The sequence below is a fragment of the Streptomyces canus genome (assembly GCF_030816965.1).
Classification (GTDB): Bacteria; Actinomycetota; Actinomycetes; order Streptomycetales; family Streptomycetaceae; genus Streptomyces; species Streptomyces canus_E.
The window spans coordinates 2,156,288-2,173,351 of record NZ_JAUSYQ010000002.1 but is presented as its reverse complement, the minus strand read 5'-3'; the positions used below and the strand labels follow the sequence as shown (position 1 = coordinate 2,173,351).

General features: G+C 70.9%; 12 protein-coding genes. 2 read left to right on the top strand and 10 right to left on the bottom strand.

From position 1 onward, the window contains the following. Positions 1–15: 15 nt before the first annotated feature. Positions 16–1,437 carry a GH39 family glycosyl hydrolase gene (locus QF027_RS10955; RefSeq protein WP_307074199.1) on the top strand — a complete coding sequence of 474 codons (1,422 nt, stop codon included), beginning with the start codon at positions 16–18 and terminating at the stop codon, positions 1,435–1,437. Between the two features lie 33 nt (positions 1,438–1,470). Here QF027_RS10955 and QF027_RS10950 read toward each other — a convergent pair whose 3' ends face one another. The 7 genes from QF027_RS10950 to QF027_RS10920 form a co-directional block, all read right to left on the bottom strand. Next, entirely contained in the window at positions 1,471–5,319 is a 3,849-nt protein-coding gene (locus QF027_RS10950; RefSeq protein WP_307074197.1) for a lipopolysaccharide biosynthesis protein, read from the bottom strand. Beyond that, positions 5,312–6,112, bottom strand: coding sequence for a polysaccharide deacetylase family protein (locus QF027_RS10945; protein WP_307074195.1), 801 nt, complete (start codon positions 6,110–6,112; stop codon positions 5,312–5,314). The genes QF027_RS10950 and QF027_RS10945 overlap by 8 nt, the downstream gene beginning before the upstream one ends. Further along, a complete protein-coding gene (locus QF027_RS10940) occupies positions 6,105–7,094 on the bottom strand; it encodes a glycosyltransferase (protein ID WP_307074194.1) in 990 nt (329 codons plus the stop codon). Before QF027_RS10940 ends, QF027_RS10945 begins: the two co-directional genes overlap by 8 nt. Continuing rightward, positions 7,091–7,912: a glycosyltransferase family 2 protein gene (locus tag QF027_RS10935; RefSeq protein ID WP_306983686.1), complete on the bottom strand. Its 822-nt coding sequence runs from the start codon at positions 7,910–7,912 to the stop codon at positions 7,091–7,093. Before QF027_RS10935 ends, QF027_RS10940 begins: the two co-directional genes overlap by 4 nt. 362 nt (positions 7,913–8,274) lie before the next feature. Further along, positions 8,275–9,396 carry a GNAT family N-acetyltransferase gene (locus tag QF027_RS10930; RefSeq protein ID WP_306983688.1) on the bottom strand — a complete coding sequence of 374 codons (1,122 nt, stop codon included), beginning with the start codon at positions 9,394–9,396 and terminating at the stop codon, positions 8,275–8,277. Position 9,397: 1 nt separating this feature from the next. Next, a complete protein-coding gene (locus tag QF027_RS10925) occupies positions 9,398–9,793 on the bottom strand; it encodes a hypothetical protein (protein ID WP_306983690.1) in 396 nt (131 codons plus the stop codon). A gap of 147 nt (positions 9,794–9,940) precedes the next feature. Further along, complete coding sequence (locus QF027_RS10920) at positions 9,941–11,149, bottom strand: S8 family peptidase (RefSeq protein WP_306983692.1); 1,209 nt, start codon at positions 11,147–11,149, stop codon at positions 9,941–9,943. Positions 11,150–11,426: 277 nt separating this feature from the next. Between QF027_RS10920 and QF027_RS10915 the strand changes: the two genes are divergently transcribed. After that, the gene (locus tag QF027_RS10915; protein ID WP_307074192.1) at positions 11,427–12,221 is read left to right on the top strand and encodes an SGNH/GDSL hydrolase family protein; all 795 of its coding nucleotides are present in this window, start codon (positions 11,427–11,429) and stop codon (positions 12,219–12,221) included. Positions 12,222–12,228: 7 nt separating this feature from the next. Here the strand turns inward: QF027_RS10915 and QF027_RS10910 are convergent, their stop codons facing one another. The 3 genes from QF027_RS10910 to QF027_RS10900 form a co-directional block, all read right to left on the bottom strand. Next, on the bottom strand, positions 12,229–13,806 hold the full coding sequence (locus tag QF027_RS10910) for a serine/threonine-protein kinase (RefSeq protein ID WP_307074191.1): 1,578 nt from the start codon (positions 13,804–13,806) through the stop codon (positions 12,229–12,231). A gap of 75 nt (positions 13,807–13,881) precedes the next feature. Beyond that, positions 13,882–15,537, bottom strand: coding sequence for an urease accessory protein UreH domain-containing protein (locus QF027_RS10905; protein WP_307074189.1), 1,656 nt, complete (start codon positions 15,535–15,537; stop codon positions 13,882–13,884). Continuing rightward, positions 15,534–16,988, bottom strand: a complete 1,455-nt coding sequence (locus tag QF027_RS10900; protein ID WP_307074188.1) for a tetratricopeptide repeat protein — start codon at positions 16,986–16,988, stop codon at positions 15,534–15,536. The genes QF027_RS10905 and QF027_RS10900 overlap by 4 nt, the downstream gene beginning before the upstream one ends. Positions 16,989–17,064 lie beyond the last annotated feature (76 nt).

The window sequence follows — 17,064 nt, the reverse complement described above, 5'->3', positions numbered from 1 at the left end:
ATACCGTTGCCCTCAATGGGACGTCATGAGTGGAATTCGGGGGCACGGCGGTGGCGGCTCACCGCTCTGCTCGGTGTGGGCGCGGCGGCTCTGGCACTGGTGGTGACCCTCCTCAACACGCTTCCGGGCAGCGGCGCGGGCACCGACGGCACCTCGCGCAACGGCGACAAGGTCCACGGCACTCCGACGAGCACGCCCGACGCGGAGACCCCGGAGGTGGGCTGGGGGTTCACCCACACCCAGTTCAGCGCCGACGAGGGCAGCTCCACCGCCACCGAGCGCGTCGAGGGACTGCTGGCCGACGCCGGCGGAGTCCCGCAGAACCAGCACATCATGGGCTGGGGCGCCGACAACCCCGAGCCCGTCAAGGGGCGTTACGACTTCGAGGACCTGGACCGGCGCATCGACTTCATCCGCGCCTCCGGCTCCACACCGATCGTGACCCTGTGCTGCGCCCCGGACTGGATGAAGGGCGGCGAGGCGGGCGTCGGCAACACCGACTGGAGCAAGGCGGCACTGGAGACCGCGCCGGATCCCGCGCACTTCGAGGACTACGCGGCGCTCGCCGCGACCGTCGCCAAGCGCTACCCGGACGTACGCCACTTCATCGTCTGGAACGAGTTCAAGGGCTTCTGGAACGACGCGAAGGCCCGCTGGGACTACGAGGGGTACACCCAGCTCTACAACCTGGTCCACAAGGCGCTGAAGAAGGTCAACCCCAAGATCATGGTGGGCGGACCGTACCTCGTGATGGACAGCGTCGACCCGCGCTCCGAGGACGCCTCCGCCACCTTCAAGGGAGCCTGGGGCGCCATGGACCAGCGGATCCTCGACGCCTTCGACTACTGGAACAGGAACAAGGCCGGCGCCGACTTCGTGGTCGTGGACGGCTCCAGCTACACCAACGACGACGAGCTGCTGCCGAACGAGTTCGCGGCCACCGACAAGTTCACCGCGGTGAGCCGGTGGGTGCGGCAGCAGACCGGGAATCTGCCGCTGTGGTGGGCCGAGTACTACGTCGAGCCCGCCGACAGCCGGGACGAACGCGAGGGCTGGTCAGAGAACCGCCGGGTCGCGGTGCAGGCCGCCGGAATGATCGCGCTGGCCAGGGGCGGCACCACGTCCGCCCTCTACTGGAACCCGGAGAACGAGAAGGGCACGGACTGCGCGGGCTGTCTCTGGACGCCGACCAGCGGCAGCGGCGGCGGTCGAAAGCTGCCGATGTTCGACCTCGTCAGCCGGTTCAGCAAGGCCTTCCCACCGGGGAGCGCGTACGAGAACGTCTCCGTTGCCGCCGACGACGTGCCCAACGTCCGGGTTCTCGCCACCGACAAGACGGTGCTGGTGGTCAACACCCTCAACCGGAAGATCAGCGCACAGATCGACGGGAAGCGGTTCGACATGCAGGCGTATGAGGTCAAGTGGCTCACCCGCTGAGCCACTTGACCTCCGAATGACGTCCGAAGGGCGTCACTTCATCGTCAGGAACCGCTGCACCAGCGCCGCCAGGAACACCGCGAGCAGCGGCAGCGCGAACCAGAAGCTGCTCTGCAGCCACCGCAGCTGCCGTACGCCCGGCCGCACCGCGACCCGCACCACCTCACGGGCCGAGAGCAACAGGATCAGCGCCAGTGCCGCCAGCGCCCCCACCACCGACCAGGGCGTCCAGGTCACCTGCGGCCCGATCGGCCCGGGATCGGCCTTCGCGACCTTCCCCGCGGGCTGGTCCCGCAGGGCGTACATGGTCACGTCGTCGTTGGTGAGGACCCGCTTGAGCTCCTTGCGGCCGTCGAGGTTGTCGAGCAGCCTCGGCTCCCACGTCCTCGAATAGCCCACGTCCAGACGCAGATACGTGACCTGGCTGACGTTGACCATCAGATACGAGTTCGGGCCCGCGTCCTTCAGCGACTTCACCAGCCCGGACACCAGCACCGGGTCGGTCGGCGCCGGCGTCGGCACGTAGGACACCTTCTCCATGTCCTTCGCGCCCCACGGCATCGCCGGTGTCACGTTGTCGAGCGTGTCGTTGGACAACCACAGCACCCGGACCGTCGGATCGTCGTGCGCGTAGACGTAGTCCATGGCGGCGACCTCGCCGGGCTGGATCCGCTCGAACGGCTCGTTGCCCCACCGGGCCACGAGGAAGCCGCCGACGAGCAGCAGACCCGCCATGAGCGCGGCCACGGGGGCGAGGCTGACCCGGTCCTTCTCGCGCTCCTTCGCGGTGACCCCGGTGCGCGGGAAGAGCGCCAGCGCGGCGAGCAGTCCGGCGCCCGGCAGGGCGAACATGAAGACCCGCAGGGCCATCTCGCCGCCGTACGACTGCATGCCGAAGCCGAGGAACGGCACGAAGGTGAGGACGAGCAGCGCGGCTTCCCGGTACTTGTGGTCGCGCCGCCGCCACCAGCCGTAACAGGCAAGGGCCATGACCCCGCCCGCCAGCAGCACGCGCACGTACAGGACCAGCTTGTGGGTCGAACTGCCGCCCTCGATACGGCCGGAGACCGACGAGGACACATTGCCGCCGACCCCGCCGACCCCGCCGAACAGGTCGTCGAAATGTCCCGACCAGTACGGCTCGGCCATCCAGCCGATCCAGGCGGCCACCATGACGGCGAACAGGATGGGCAGGCCGCGCAGTTCGCTGCGCCCGATCAGGACGAGCGCCGCCAGCACGCCGAGCATCACGAACGGGGTGAGCTGGTGGGCGGGCACGCTCGCCGCGAACAGACCGACCAACACCGTGAGCAGGACGGCCCGTTGGCGGCGGTTCGTGGGTTCGACCTCGGCCTCGCCGGGCCGCCGTTTCGTCCAGATCACGCGCGGGGCGCGGAACCAGACGAGCAGGACCGCCACGAACACCAGATACAGCAGATAGGTGAAGCCCTGCGGGGAGAAGTAGTCCTGGCCGACCCAGCCGCTGAGCACGAAGATCCAGATGCCGGTCCACTTGGCCCGCCAGCTCGCCCGCATGTGCCGTACGAGCAGGAACATCGGTACCAGGTAGAGGAGTTGGATCGCCGTCGGCCACCAGCGGATGACCTCGGTGAAGTCCGTGACCCCACAGGCCTGCGCCACGAACGCGGCCGCCGCGAAGAAGCCCGGCCAGCTCCAGCGGGCGTCCAGGTCGGGCACCGCGGAGCCGGTCCGGTCGATGTAGTCGATGAACCCGAGGTGCTGCCAGGCCGTCGCGAACCGCGGCTCGGCCTCGATCACCGCGGGCAGCGCGTGCAGCGAGAACACGGTCGCCACCAGTGTGATCAGCAGCAGCGCCTTGTGCTCACGGCCCAGCCAGAGCAGCGAGGCGAAGACCACGACCAGGAGCGCCGCGCCGACCAGCGTGGGCAGCGGCAGGATCGAGATCAGCCCGAGCCCGCCCATCCGGTCCAGGTCGGCCTCGCCCAGGCCGAGGGCCGGCACCCAGTACAGCAGCAGCGCGACGGCCAGCAGGCAGCCGAGGAACACCCCGAGCCAGGTGGGTTGCAGCCGCTCCCGCCAGGACAGGGGCCGCGGCGGCTCCGCCGACTGTGGCGCCTCCTCCGGTACGGCGGGCTCCTCCGGTACGTCGACCTCCTTGCCCGCGTCGAAGGCCACCTCGAACGGCGCGTCCACCTCCGCCTCGGACGGCCCGAGGGAGGATTCGGAGCCCGGTTCCCTCCCCCACTCTCGCATTCGCTCGAGCGGGGGGACCCCCATCTCCACCGGCAGCCCCAGGTCGGGCGGCTTCTGCAGCGCCCACGTCGGCCGGTCGCGCGTCACACCCGGCACGGGCGTGCCCGTGGGCGGGGTGCCGGGACCCGGGCGTACGTCGGGACGGCGTTCCTGGTGGTCGAAGTCGACGTGGATGCCCAGCGCGAGGGTGTCCTGGTCGAGCGCCCAGCCGGGGCGGCGGGTGCGACCGGCGGCCGGTGCCTCACGCGCCCCGAGGTCGGCGAGGTCGCCGTCGGGAGCCGCGCTCGCGGGGACCTCGGGGGCCGGTGCGTGCCGGATCGTCCGGTACAGCTTGGGCGCGGCGATCGCGACGATCACCGCGAGCGAGGAGATCTCGGCGACGCCCGCTCCGGTCAGCCCCATGCGGGGCAGGAGCAGCAGCGTCAGGCCGAGCACCATCAGACACAACAGGCCCTGCATCCAGGCGAGTCCGGAGGTGCGGCTCTGTGCGCGCAGCACCGCGAAGTACGTCTCCATGACGACCCGGAGCACCGCGCCGACGGCGAACCAGCGCAGCAGCGGGGTGGCCGCGTCCGCGTAGCCCGATCCGAACACACCGAGGATCCAGGGCGCCCCGAAGAACAGGACGCCGGCCACCGGCAGCATGATCCGCGCCATCCGCTTCAGCGCGGCACGGGTGTTGGCGGCCAGGCGTGACGGGTCGTGCGAGCCCTCGACGGTCAGCGAGGCGCCCATGTTGATGGCGAGCAGGTTGCAGGTGCCGCCGATCGTCGTGGTGATGTAGAAGTACGCGTTGTCCTGGGAGCTGACCTGGGAGGCCACGATCACCGGGACCAGGTAGACCACGGCGAGCGAGAACAGCGAGCCGGTGTAGTCGCCCGCGAGGAAACGCCCGATCTCCCTGAGGGAGGGCGGCTTCGCATGGTCCTCGGTGGCCTTCACATGGCGCGGCGCCAGGCGCCGGAACACCATCCAGCCCAGCGGCAGCACCGAGACGGCGATCGCCGTGACCCATGACACGAAGACACCGGCCGTCGGGATCGCCACCGCGAACGCGACCAGGAGTCCCAGCTTCACCGCGGAGAACACGGTGTTGCCGACCGGCACCCACAGCGCACTGCGCAGCCCGGTCAGCACCCCGTCCTGGAGGGTGAGCACGTTCCAGGCGATGACGGCGGCGATGAAGCCGAGGCCGTTCACCGTCCCGTGCAGGAAGCGGTACGACGGCCCCCACATGTCCAGGGTGAGCAGGAAGACGGCCGCGGCGATCGCCACGACCACCGAACTGCCCGCGTACGTACGGGCGATGAGGCGCCCGGTGGCGCGGCCCGCGACCGGTATGAAGCGGGCCAGCGCCCCGGTCAGTGTCACCGCGGTCAGTCCCGCGAGGAGTTTCATCGCGGCGATCGCGGCGGAGCCCTGGCCGACCGCCGACTCGGAGTAGTAGCGGGCCGCCGCCAGCCAGAAGCCGAGGCCCAGCACCGCGGAGACACCGGTGTTGAGCATCAGGGCGTAGGCGTTGCGGAACAGCTGGTTGCCGCCTCCCGCGCCCCTGCCGAGGCCGGGCAGACGGATACGGCGCCCCGACTGCTCGGGCGCCTTCGCCGCGGTCGACTCGGGCTCGGTCGTGGTCGTCGTGTCAGACACGGGAACGGGAGACCTTCCGGCGGACCTGTCGTGCTCTTCGGACCAACGCGTACCCCTTGGTGAGGGCACGGTCCCTGGCGAAGTCCCGGGCGATCGCACGGCCCTGGACGAGCCGCTCGAACTCCTCGGCCGTGGTGCTGCGGCGCACGGTGAGGCGGGTGAGCGCATACGGCCCCTGGCTCCGGCGCGCCAGGCCGTTGTTCACGGCGAGCGCCTGGCCGTACCCCGTCTCGCGTACCGCCTCGCGCACCCGGCGGCTGGAGTAGCCGTACGGGTAGGCGAGCGAGGCCGGCGCGGTGCCGAGTTCGTCGGTGACGATCTCCCTGGAGTGGATCAGCTCGTGGCGCAGCGCGCTGTCGTCGAGCTGATCGAGCTCTGGGTGCGTGTGGGTGTGGCCGCCGATCTCGACGTCCGCCGCGGCCAGTTCGCGGACCTGGTCCCAGTCCAGCATGGTGTCCAGGCCGCCGCCCGTGTCGTACGCACCCCGGATCCAGCCGGTGGAGACGAACACCGTGGCCGTGAAGCCGTGCTTGGCGAGCACGGGCAGGGCGTGGCGGTGGACGCCTTCGTAGCCGTCGTCGAAGGTGATCAGGACGGGCCGCGCGGGCAGCGGCCGGCCGTCGCGCCAACGGGCGGCGAGGTCGGCGGTCCTGACCGGCATGAGCCCCGACTCGGCGACGATCTCCATCTGCCGGGCGAAGGCCTCCGGGGACACCGACAGCGCGCGGGTGGCGGCGTTCGGGTCGGTGGCGACCGCGTGGTACATGAGGATCGGTACGGGCGGCTCAGCCATCTCTCTCCCTCTCGATGTCCGCGACCGTGAACGTGGCTCCGCCCCGCCGCGCCCGGACGGCGCCGACCACATACCCGCCGGCCGCGGTGAGCACCCCGGCGACGATCGCGCCCGCCCGCCCGGCGCCCCCCGGCCGGGACAGCGCGGCGTCCCGCAGCCCGCGCACCACCCCGGCCGGCAGCACCCGGGTGGCGTACCGGCGCTCGGACTCAAGTCCCTTGTCCGCACCGACACTTCGGGCCACGAGCGCCTTCGACAGGCCCTCCGCGTACGCGCGCGTGCGGAAGTACCCGAAGTGCTCGCGCGCCTCGGGCACCCGGTGGTGGATCACCGCCCGGTCGTCGATCAGCAGGACCGCGTCCGGTCTGGCCCGGCTCAGCCGGATGCACAGCTCCGTCTCCTCGCAGCCCAGCGGGCGTTTGTCGCCGTCCCGTCCGATGCCGGTGGCGAAGCCGCCCGCGGCGTCGAAGGCGCTGCGGCGGAAGGAGGCGTTGCCGCCCAGGACGTTACGCACCCGGACCAGACCGGACGGGATGCCCTTGTAGGTGCAGCCGACCACCCAGTCGAACTCCTCGGGGAACCAGGCGGGCCGGCGCCCCGACGCCCAGATCGGCATCGTACGGCCGCCGACTGCCATGACCCGCGGGTCCGCGTATCCCGAGGCGAAGTGGCGCAGCCAGTCCCGCTCGGCGACGGCGTCGTCGTCCAGGAAGGCGATCACCTCGCCGCGCGAGGCGGCGATCCCCGTGTTGCGGCCCGCAGACAGGCCGCGGGGGCCCGCGTTGGCGAACACGCGGACCTCCCGAACTTCCTTGTACTCCTTGGTCAGCCGGTCCAGAAGCACCGGATTGTGGTCGACGACCAGCAGCGTCTCCAGGGCCGGGTACGACTGCGTACGCACCGAGGCGACCGCCGCGAGGATGTCCTCCCAGCGGTCCTCGGTGTACACGCAGATCACGACGGAGATGTCGGGATCGCTCAAGACACCTCTCCCCGGCGCGAGTCGAGCATCGGCGAGTGATGGGCGCGGCGGCGCAGGGCACGCCGGTTCGACCGCTCACCGAGAATCACCTTGAGCACCCGGAACCCGTCCCGGACGGCCCGCAGATTGCTCGCGCCGTGGATGCGGAGGTACTCGTAGCTCGGTATCTCCTGCACTTTCAGCCCCGCCTTGACGACCCGGATGTTCATCAGGGTCTCCACCTCGAACCCTGTGCAGTCGAGGTCGATCTTGTCGAGGCAGTGCCGCCAGAAGGCGTTGTACCCGTAGCAGAGATCCGTGTAGCGGGCGCCGAACTTGCGGTTGACGATGGTGCACAGCGCCCAGTTGCCGAGTTTGCGGATGAACGTCATGTCGTCGGTGCCGCCGCCGTTGGCGAAGCGGGACCCCTTGGCGAAGTCCGCGCCCGAGACCAGGGCGGACACATAGGAGACGATCTCGTTGCCGTCGGCCGAGCCGTCCGCGTCGATCATGACGACGATGTCACCGGTACAGGCTTCGAACCCGGTGATCAGGGCGTCCCCCTTGCCCTTGCCGTGCTGCTCCACGACCTTCACCTCGGGCCACAGTTCGCGGGCCACCGCGACGGTGTCGTCCGTGGAGTTGCCGTCCACCAGAACCACTTCGTGGATCCAGTCGGGCAGCGTCTTGAAGACGTACGGAAGGTTCTCCGCCTCGTTCATGGCGGGTATGACGACACTCACCGGTGGCGTGATGGCCAGGTGAGTGGAGATGGGCCGGTACTGGCTGGCTGTCGGCACATCCTGGCCCGCAGTCGCCGGGCGCAGAACTGAACTCATGAGTCTGGTTCCCTCTCGTCCGGTGGACCGCCCGCCCCTGGGCGGTCCGGTTTGTCGCTCCGGTTCGAAAGGGGGGTTCTCACGCACGGCATGCCGGAAGGAATCTCCGTACCTGCCGGGTGAGCTGGCAAAGCTGGCCGACCGCCGTCGTGCTGTGCTTGTTCCAGAGAAACGACAGCCGGTCGCGCGGCACGACTCGGTCACCTGTGCGGTCACCGAGCACGGCACCCCCCTACCGCGCCCCGCGCCCCCGTCGCGGTCCTTGAGCCCTCCCCTAGAGCCGCTCGATGACGGGACGGTGCGGGTGTGATGTATGACGGTATTGACGATTGAACCTATATGGCAAGACCTGGAACGAGGCCTCACGTTTTTGTTGGTTTGACCGTTACAGTCGCGCCCGAGCGGATCTTTCCCACTTTCTTCAACAGCCTGTCGGCGGGTTCGAACAGCTCCGGCCGCGCCACCACGGCGTTGCGCAGTGCCCGCGCCGGAACCCGGCGGACGCGGTGTCCGACCGCGACCGGGTGCCGACGGGTCACCCACCCCTCCGACACGGTCAGTTCCCGTGTCTTCAGGGAGTCCTTGTACTCCTTCTGACCCCGGCCCAGATCGAGGTACGCGACGCCGTCGGCGGCGGCCGCCTCGGCCATCCGCAGATGCAGGACCAGGCCCGGGGAGTACTTCGCGTACTGCGGGTCGTACGCCGGGAACCAGCACGCGAGGACGCGCTCGGTGCGCAGCCCGAAGTGGGCGGCGACCGGCTTCCCGTCGGCGTACAGCACCGACAGGATCCCCGCGAACGGCTCGGACCGGGTGTGGAACAACTGCTCCACCAGCCGGGCGATCCACTCGTGCGCGAAGCGGTCGCTGCGGCCGGTCCTGCGGTACTGGGCGGACTTCCAGCCCATCAGGACGCGCAGGGCGGCCGGATCGCGTTCGTCGTGGACGTAGCGCAGCTCGCTCACGGTGCGGGCCAGCCGGCGTTCCTTGGCGAGCGTCGTGCGGGTGAACTTCGGTGAGCGTTCCCGCAGCCCGGCCAGATACGTCTCGTACCCCTGGTCGACGTCCATGACCGGAGAGGGGAACCTGCCGGAGGCTTCCGCCTCGAACGGCCCCTGGCCCTCCACCAGATGGTCGAACTCCCAGACGGCGAGACCGCACGCGCGCAGTAACTCCCGGGCCTGCCAGGTGAATCCGGGCCGGTGCACCAGGCCCTGGGCGTCCGAGATGCCGAGGCCGACGGCCCGGCCGACACCGGCGGCGGTTCTCTGGAACGGGAGGAACGCGGCGGGCTCGCCCTGCTCCCGTACGACGGCGATCCGCACGCCCCGCCTGCACCGCCCCACCGCGAGCGCGAACTCGGGGGACAGGAACGGGTTCGCGAGCCCTGGCGAGCCCTGCAGATGGGCCTTGGACTGCATGGCGCTCCACGCCGCCCGGTCGGCGGCACTCAGCTCGCCGGGGCGGTACACGCTGATGTCCACGTCAGAGGTCCTGACCCTTCGCCGTACGGCGCCGCCGCATCAGCACCAGCAGCAGGATGAGGGCACTGATCACGGCCATCGCCATGACGCCGCCGCGCGCCGACCAGCGGTGCGTGGCCAGCATGCCCTGGGCCACCAGCATGTTGAGGACGACCGAGCCGGCCAGCGAGGCCAGCAGCCGGGCGAACGGATCGAAGCCGCGCAGTGCGGCGGCGATGCCGGCGGCGGGTGCCGCGAGCAGGAAGAACAGCGTGAGCGGGGCGCGCAGCGGCGAGTCGGAGCCGGAGAACGCGAGCAGCGCGCCGAATCCCCCCACGGCGGTCGCGGCGCCCGCGAGCAGCGGCGTCAGGTCTCTCCCCGACGCCTTCGAGGATGTTCCGATACGTGTCGTGTGCATGGGCGACGTTTCCCCCCAGAAAGCGCCGGATGCCGGGCTTCAATGTCGCGCAGTGCCGTGGGGGCCGTCAAGGCCGACTGGTACGGACTTGGACACGGGTGGGCCCCCGGAGGTGTGAGACACCTCCGGGGGCCACCTGTTCAGGTACTACGGCACGATCTTCAGGAGCTTGTTGGGCGAGCCGGTGCCGGGGCTGGTGACCACGTTGGACGTGGCACCGTTGACCAGGGCCGTGGCGACCTGGGCCGGGGTGGCCGAGGTGTGGCCGGCGAGGTAGACCGCGGCCGCGCCCGCTACGTGCGGGGTCGCCATCGACGTACCGGAGATGGTGTTGGTCGCGGTGTCGCTGGTGTACCAGCCCGCCGTGATGGAGGAGCCGGGGGCGAAGACGTCCAGGACCGAGCCGTAGTTGGAGTAACTGGCCCGGGCGTCGGTGCTGGTGGTGGCGCCGACGGTGATCGCCTCGGTGACGCGGGCCGGGGAGTACGAGGAGGCGTTGGCGCTGCTGTTGCCGGCCGCGATGGCGTAGGTGACGCCGCTCGCGATGGAGTTCCTGACCGCGGTGTCCAGGGTGGTGGACGCGCCGCCGCCGAGCGACAGGTTGGCGACCGAGGGACCGGAGTGGTTGTTGGTGACCCAGTCGATGCCCGCGATCACGCCCGCGGTGGTGCCGGAGCCGGCGTTGTCGAGCACGCGCACCGCCACGATCTTCGCCTTCTTGGCGACGCCGTAGGTGGAGCCCGCGATCGTGGTGGCCACATGGGTGCCGTGGCCGTTGCCGTCGGAGGCGGTGGTGTCGCCGTCGACGGCGTCGTAGCCGTAGGAGGCGCGGCCGCTGATCTGACTGTGGGTGATGCGGACGCCGGTGTCGATGACGTACGCCGTGACACCGCTGCCCGCGGTGTCCGGGTAGGTGTACGTGCCGGAGAGCGGGAGCGCGGCCTGGTCGATGCGGTCCAGGCCCCAGGGGGCGGCGGACTGCGTGGTGTCGGCCAGGTGGACGGTCTGGTTCTGCTCCACGGAGGCCACCGACGGGTCCGCGGCGAGTCTCTTCGCCTCGGTCGCGGAGAGCGTGGCGGTGTAGCCGTTGAGCGCGGAACCGAAGGTTTTCCCGACCGTCCCGCCGTACTTCTTGATGAGCCCCTTGCCCTCGCTGGACGAGGACGTGAAGCCCGCGTGCTTCTTGAGCGTGACGATGTAGCTGTCCTTGACGGCCGTGGGGGAGCCGGAGGCGAGGACCCTGCCCTCGGCCGGAGCGGCCTCGGCGGGCAGGGCGGTGAGCCCGCCGACGAGGGCGGTGGTCGCCAGGGTGGTTATCGCGGCGAACCGGAACTTCTTGCTACGCAGTTGTGCCATTACGAGGGAGTCCTCCTCATGGACGACGCGCGCCTGGGTCGGGCGCGCGTCCGTGGGGGGTGTGCGCGTGCTCGCGCACACGACCGGGAGCGTCGCGTTCCGCTCCGGGCTGGGGTAAAGGCTGGGCCATCTACGGGGGTAGAACAAGGGAGTTGAGGAGGAGTCAACAAACCTGTCATGTCCACGAAATCATTGTCGATTTTGGCATGGACACTTCCCGTCGATTCGCGTCGTTGCTACGACAGATATGGCAGAGATCCTGCTAAAGGGAGGTTCCATGAGACGTTCCCGATTTGCCGCGTACGTCGGCTCGCTCCTCCTCGCCCTCGCCGCCGTCCTCACCGGGACAGGCACCGCCCACGCCGCCGAAGGCCCCTATGTGGCCCTGGGCGACTCCTATTCCTCGGGTGTCGGCGCGGGCAGCTACATCAGTTCAAGCGGCGACTGCAAGCGCAGCACGAAGGCCTACCCCTACCTCTGGGCGGCCGCCAACTCACCCTCGTCCTTCGCTTTCACGGCTTGCTCGGGCGCCCGAACGGGCGATGTTCTGGCGAGTCAGCTGACCCCGCTCACCTCCGCCACGGCCCTGGTCTCGATCACCGTCGGCGGCAACGACGCCGGCTTCGCCGACGTCATGACGACCTGTGTGGTCCAGTCCGACAGCTCCTGCCTCTCCCGGATCAACACCGCGAAGGCGTACGTCGACTCGACGCTCCCGGGCCAACTGGACAACGTCTACTCGGCGATCAGCAGCAGGGCCCCGAACGCCCACGTGGTCGTCATCGGCTACCCCCGCTTCTACCATCTCGGCGCCACCTGCCTCGGCCTCTCCGAGACCAAGCGGAAGGCGATCAACGACGCCGCCGACTACCTCGACACCGCGATCGCCAAACGGGCCGCGAACCACGGCTTCGCCTGGGGAGACGTCCGCCCCACCTTCACCGGCCACGAACTCTGCTCCGGCAGCGCCTGGCTGCGCAGCCTCAACCTGCTCAACATCGGCGAGTCCTACCACCCGACGGCGGCCGGCCAGTCCGGTGGCTACCTTCCGGTGCTGAACAGCGCGGCCTGATCACCCCTCACGGGGATGCGGTGGGGGAGGCCTCGTCCGTCTCGGACGGGGTCTCCGTCACGCAGGTCAGCGAGAACGGGACCGAGTTGGACGTCTCCTCGACGGGGTCGCGGACCTCCACGCTGATGGTGTCCTCGAACGTCCCGCTGTCGTCCTCGGTGGTGACGAACCGCCTGTCCTCCTGCGTCCTGCCGCCACCGGCCGGGAACGTGAGCGTCTTCCAGCTGCCGTTCACCGAGCCGTTCTTCGACACCCAGCGGTAGGTCACCGTCGCCGGGAGCCGGCCGACCGTCAAGGTGGCCGTGAAGTTGGGCGCCGCCGACTTGTCCGGCGGACAGCTGCCCGTGTAGTCGGTGTTCGAACCGGACAGCGAGACGTCCACCGACTGCGGCGGGGGCGCGCTCGTGGTGCTCTCGCTCGGGGACGGGGACGGGGTGTCGCTCGGCTGGTCCGTCTTGGTCTGCGCGGGTGAACTCACCGCCGGATCGGTGTCCTTGGCGGTCGACCCGTCCTCGTCGCCGTTGTCACGGTTCAGCAGCCCGTACGTCAGCCCCGCGATCGCCAGCGCGAGGACCACCAACCCCGCGATCAGTACGGCGGCCGCGCGGCGATTGCGGCCCGGGGGCCCGGAGGTCGTGACAGGGGTGGAGGTCGGCGTGGGCGCGGGACGGTACGGGGCCGTCGGCGGCTCCTGCGGGAAGGGCGCCGCCATGGTCGGTGCGTACGGCGCCCCCTGCATGGTGTCCGCGCGGGGCGTACCTCCCGCCCCGATGATCCGCAGCTCCTGCTCGGCCCGGTCGGCCGGCAGACGCTCCGCCGGATCCTTGCGCAGCAGCCCCTCGATCACCGGGGTGAGCGGGCCGGCCCGGTACGGCGGCGGCAGCTCCTCGTCCACGATCGCGCGCAGGGTGCTGAGCGGGGTGTTCTGCCGGAAGGGGGAGTTGCCCTCCACAGCGGCGTACAGCAGCACGCCCAGCGACCACAGGTCGGACTCCGGGCCCGGCGTGCGGCCCAGCGCCCGCTCCGGGGCGAGGAACTCGGGCGAGCCGATGACCTCGCCGGTCATCGTCAGCGCCGAACTGCCCTCGACCTGGGCGATGCCGAAGTCGGTGAGCACCACGCGGCCGTCGTTCGACAGCAGCACGTTGGCGGGCTTCACATCCCGGTGCAGCACCCCGGCCTCGTGGGCGGCCCGCAGCGCGGAGAGCACCTCGGCGCCGATGTGCGCCGTCCGCTGCGGGCTGAGGGGGCCCTCCGCGTCCAGGAGCTCGGCGAGCGAGATGCCGCGCACCAGCTCCATGACGATCCACGGGCGGCCGTCCTGGGTGGCCACGTCGTACACCGTCACCACGTTGCGGTTGGCGACCCGCGCCGCCGCCCACGCCTCGCGCTCGAGGCGGGCGTACAACCGCTCGACCTCGTGTGTCGCCAGTCCGTGCGGCGCACGCACCTCCTTGACGGCGACCTCGCGGTGCAGCACCTCGTCACGGGCCCGCCACACGGTCCCCATGCCGCCCTCGCCGAGCGGGGAGAGGAGTCGGTAGCGGCCCGCGATCAGTCGTTCACTGCCCGGTTCTTCGGACACGGGCGTCCCCCATTCGCATCCGGGCGAAATCTCCACTCCGCGTGATGTTGCACGTGAATTCTGTACAAAAGTAGCTCAGCCGAGTGCGGATGCCGCCCCCTTGAGCACCAATCCTGCCCCGAGAGCCACCACCACGAACGCCGACATCAGGGGCGCGGTCCTGCGCACCAGGGCGGTCATCGGGCTGGCGGCCAGGCGGGGGCGCCTGTCCAGCAGCCGTGTGACCCCACTGCCCAGCCTGACGACGGCGAATCCGGCCGCGGTCAGGGTCAGGGCCAGTCCGACGCCGTACGCCACGACCAGCAGCAGACCGAACCAGGCCTGGCCGAGCGCAGCGGCACCGACGAGCACGACGACGGCGGAGGGGCTGGGCACGAGACCACCGGCGAAGCCGAGGAGGATCGTGCCGCGGAGGGTGGGGGCGACGGCGTGGGTGTGGGTGAAGCCGCCGTGCGTGTGTTCGACGGCGTGGGAATGGGGGTGGGGATGGGGATGCGGGTGGTCATGGTCGTGGGTGTGGCCGTGTCCGTGCGGGTGGTCGCGGGTGTGGGCGGGCGTGTGTGCGTGCGTCCGAGTCCGGGCCCCTGTCGTCGCGGGGACGGTCTCCGTGTGGGCGGCGACCAGGACCAGGGAGCGCTCTTCGGGCTTCTCGGCCTCGTGCGAGTGGTCGTGACTGTGCCCGTGCCCGTGCTGGTGAGCGCGGGTGCGCAGGGCCCGGCGCAGGAGGGTGACGCCCGCCGCGGTCACCAGCACCCCGCTCGCGATGCCCAGCCAGGCGATCACCGAGGGGGCCGCCGCCGAGCCGGCCGTGACGAGCAGGCCCAGCGCGACCACGCCCAGGGTGTGGGTGACGGTCACGGAGGCGGCCAGCGGGAGGACGTCCTTCATCCGGGCCTTGCCACCGCGAGCCGCCGCCACCGCGGCCATCAGGGTCTTGCCGTGCCCCGGCGCCAGCGCGTGCATCGCGCCCAGGACGACCGCGATGAGCAGGGCGAGCGCCGCGAAGCCGACGGTGAGGTCGTGCCGGGCGACCAGGGAGTCCAGGGCGCGGGTCCAGCGGTCGGCGCCGCGAGGCAGCACGGAGGCGGCGGGGGCGTCCGACTGCTCTTCGGTGAGGGCGGGACCGCCGGACCGCACGCGCAGCGAGGCGGTCACGGTGTCGGCGGGGGAGGAGAGCAACTCCTGCGGGTAGGTGGTCAGTTCGTCCGAGACCGACTTCGAGGGCACGTCCGACTTCGTGAGCGTCGTCCGGTCGCCGCGCGCGGTGATCTCGCGCCAGCCGGGGCCGGAGTCGGTGCCCGCGCTGCGGAAACCGAGGGCGACGGTGGCGTCCTCGGGCAGCGGGGCGGTCAGCCGGCACTCTACGCGGAGAGTGTCGAGCCCGGCCTGACCGGGACGCACCCGCGCGTGGCTGGTCCGCACGGTCAGGGCGACCCTACGGCCGTCGACGGTGACCTTGCCGCCCTCCGCCGCCTTTTGGCAGCGCTGAGCGGCCCACTCGGTCATGCCGAGGTTCTCGATGTCCGGCTTGGCCTGGGTGGCCGGGATCTCGGCGAGGTCCTCGACGTGGTCGACGCGGAGTGCGCCGGGGCCGGCGACGAGACCGTCGTACCGATTGACGGTGAAGTTGCCGAGGGGGTGGGCGCTCGCGCTGCTGGAAGGGAGCAGCACGAGCGCGCAAGCCGCCGTCAGGACGGCCGTGACGGACGCGAACAGACGGCGGGGCTTCACTTGGACGCCTCCTTGAGAGCCTTACGGGCCTCGCGGGCGCCGAGGGGGGAGAAACCGGGGTTGAGTTCCAGGGCGGAGCCGAGACGGCTCCTGCCTTCCTTCCGGTCGCCCGCGGCGAGTTCGATGATCCCGCGGTGGTAGAGGAAGGAGGCGTTGCGGTAGCCGGTGGCGGTGGCCCGCCGGGCGTACGGCAGGGCCTCCTTGTCGCGCCCGTTCACGTGCAGGGCCCAGGCGAGGGCGTCCGCGGTGTGCACGGTGTGCCGGCGGGCCCACTCGGCGCGGGCGGCGCGCAGGGCGGCGGCCTTGTCGCCGTGGTCGGCGGCGGCCATCGCGGTGTCGAGGTCGGCGTTGACGCCGTTGGCACGGGCGAGGGCCGTCCAGGCGTCCACGAGCGCGTACTGGTCCTTGGCCTTCGCCTCGTCGCCGTCGGCGCCCCGGTCCTCGTACAGCTCTCCGAGCGCGACGAGCGGTCCGGGCAGCGGATATCGGGCTACGACGGCCTCCATGCCCTTGATCGCGGCGGCGCGGTCCCCGCTCGCGGCCTGGGCACGGGCCCGGCCCTCCAGAGCGGGAAGGTAGGCGTCGTCGGCGGCCAGGGCGCGGGCGTAGTCGGTCAGGGCCGTGTCGTAGTCGCCCTGGTTCCAGGCGAGCTGGCCCAGCGCGCTGGCCACGTAGGCGATGTCTCCCGGAGTGGTCGCGGTGGACAGGGCCCGCTCGAGGACCGTGCGGGCGGTACGGACGTCGCCGCGGAGCTCGTGGACGTACGCGTAGCGGGTGAACACCGGGATGCCGGGCCGTCGTTCGTCCGCGAGGTCGGCGGCCTTCGACGCCTCGTCGTAGCGGCCGAGTTCGACGAGGGCGTCGATGCGGGAGGACAGGGCGCGCTCGCTGTAGGGGTTCTCCTTCAGCACCCGGTCGGCGTAGGCCAGGGCGTCCTTGAAGTCGTGCCGGGCGGCGGCGAGTGCGGCGAGGCCGGCGAGCCCCTGCTCGTTGTCGGCCTTCAGCTCCAGCGACTTCCTGAGCGCCTGCTGGGCCTGCGGATACCGCGAGGGATCACCCTTGGTCCGCGCCTGCTCGACGTAGGCGAGTCCGAGGGTGGCCCAGCTGCCGAAGTCCCGTGGCTGGCTGCGGAGATGGGACTGCAGTGCCTTGATGCCCGCGTCGAGGTCTCCGCCGGCCATGAGCCCGGGGGAGAGCGCCGCGGACGTACTGGCGACGGTGGTGGTCCCGCCGTCCCGCAGCGCCCCGAAGACGATCGACCCACCGGTCAGCGCGACGGCCAACAGAGCCGCACACCCGGCGAGTTGAGCGGCCCGCCAGCGCCGCCCGGCTTCCGAGACCCGCCGCACGGCGGCGACCTTCTCCTCGGCGGCCTGAGCAGAGGGCTCCACGGTCTCCGGCGATCCGTTGTGCTCGTTCTCGGGTGCGCTGTCGGTCGTAGACCCGGACATGCCCTCTCCTGATCGGCTCGTGATCGTGTGGTGCGGCGCGGCCTGCACCGTGGGGGATGAGTACGTGCAGGCCGCG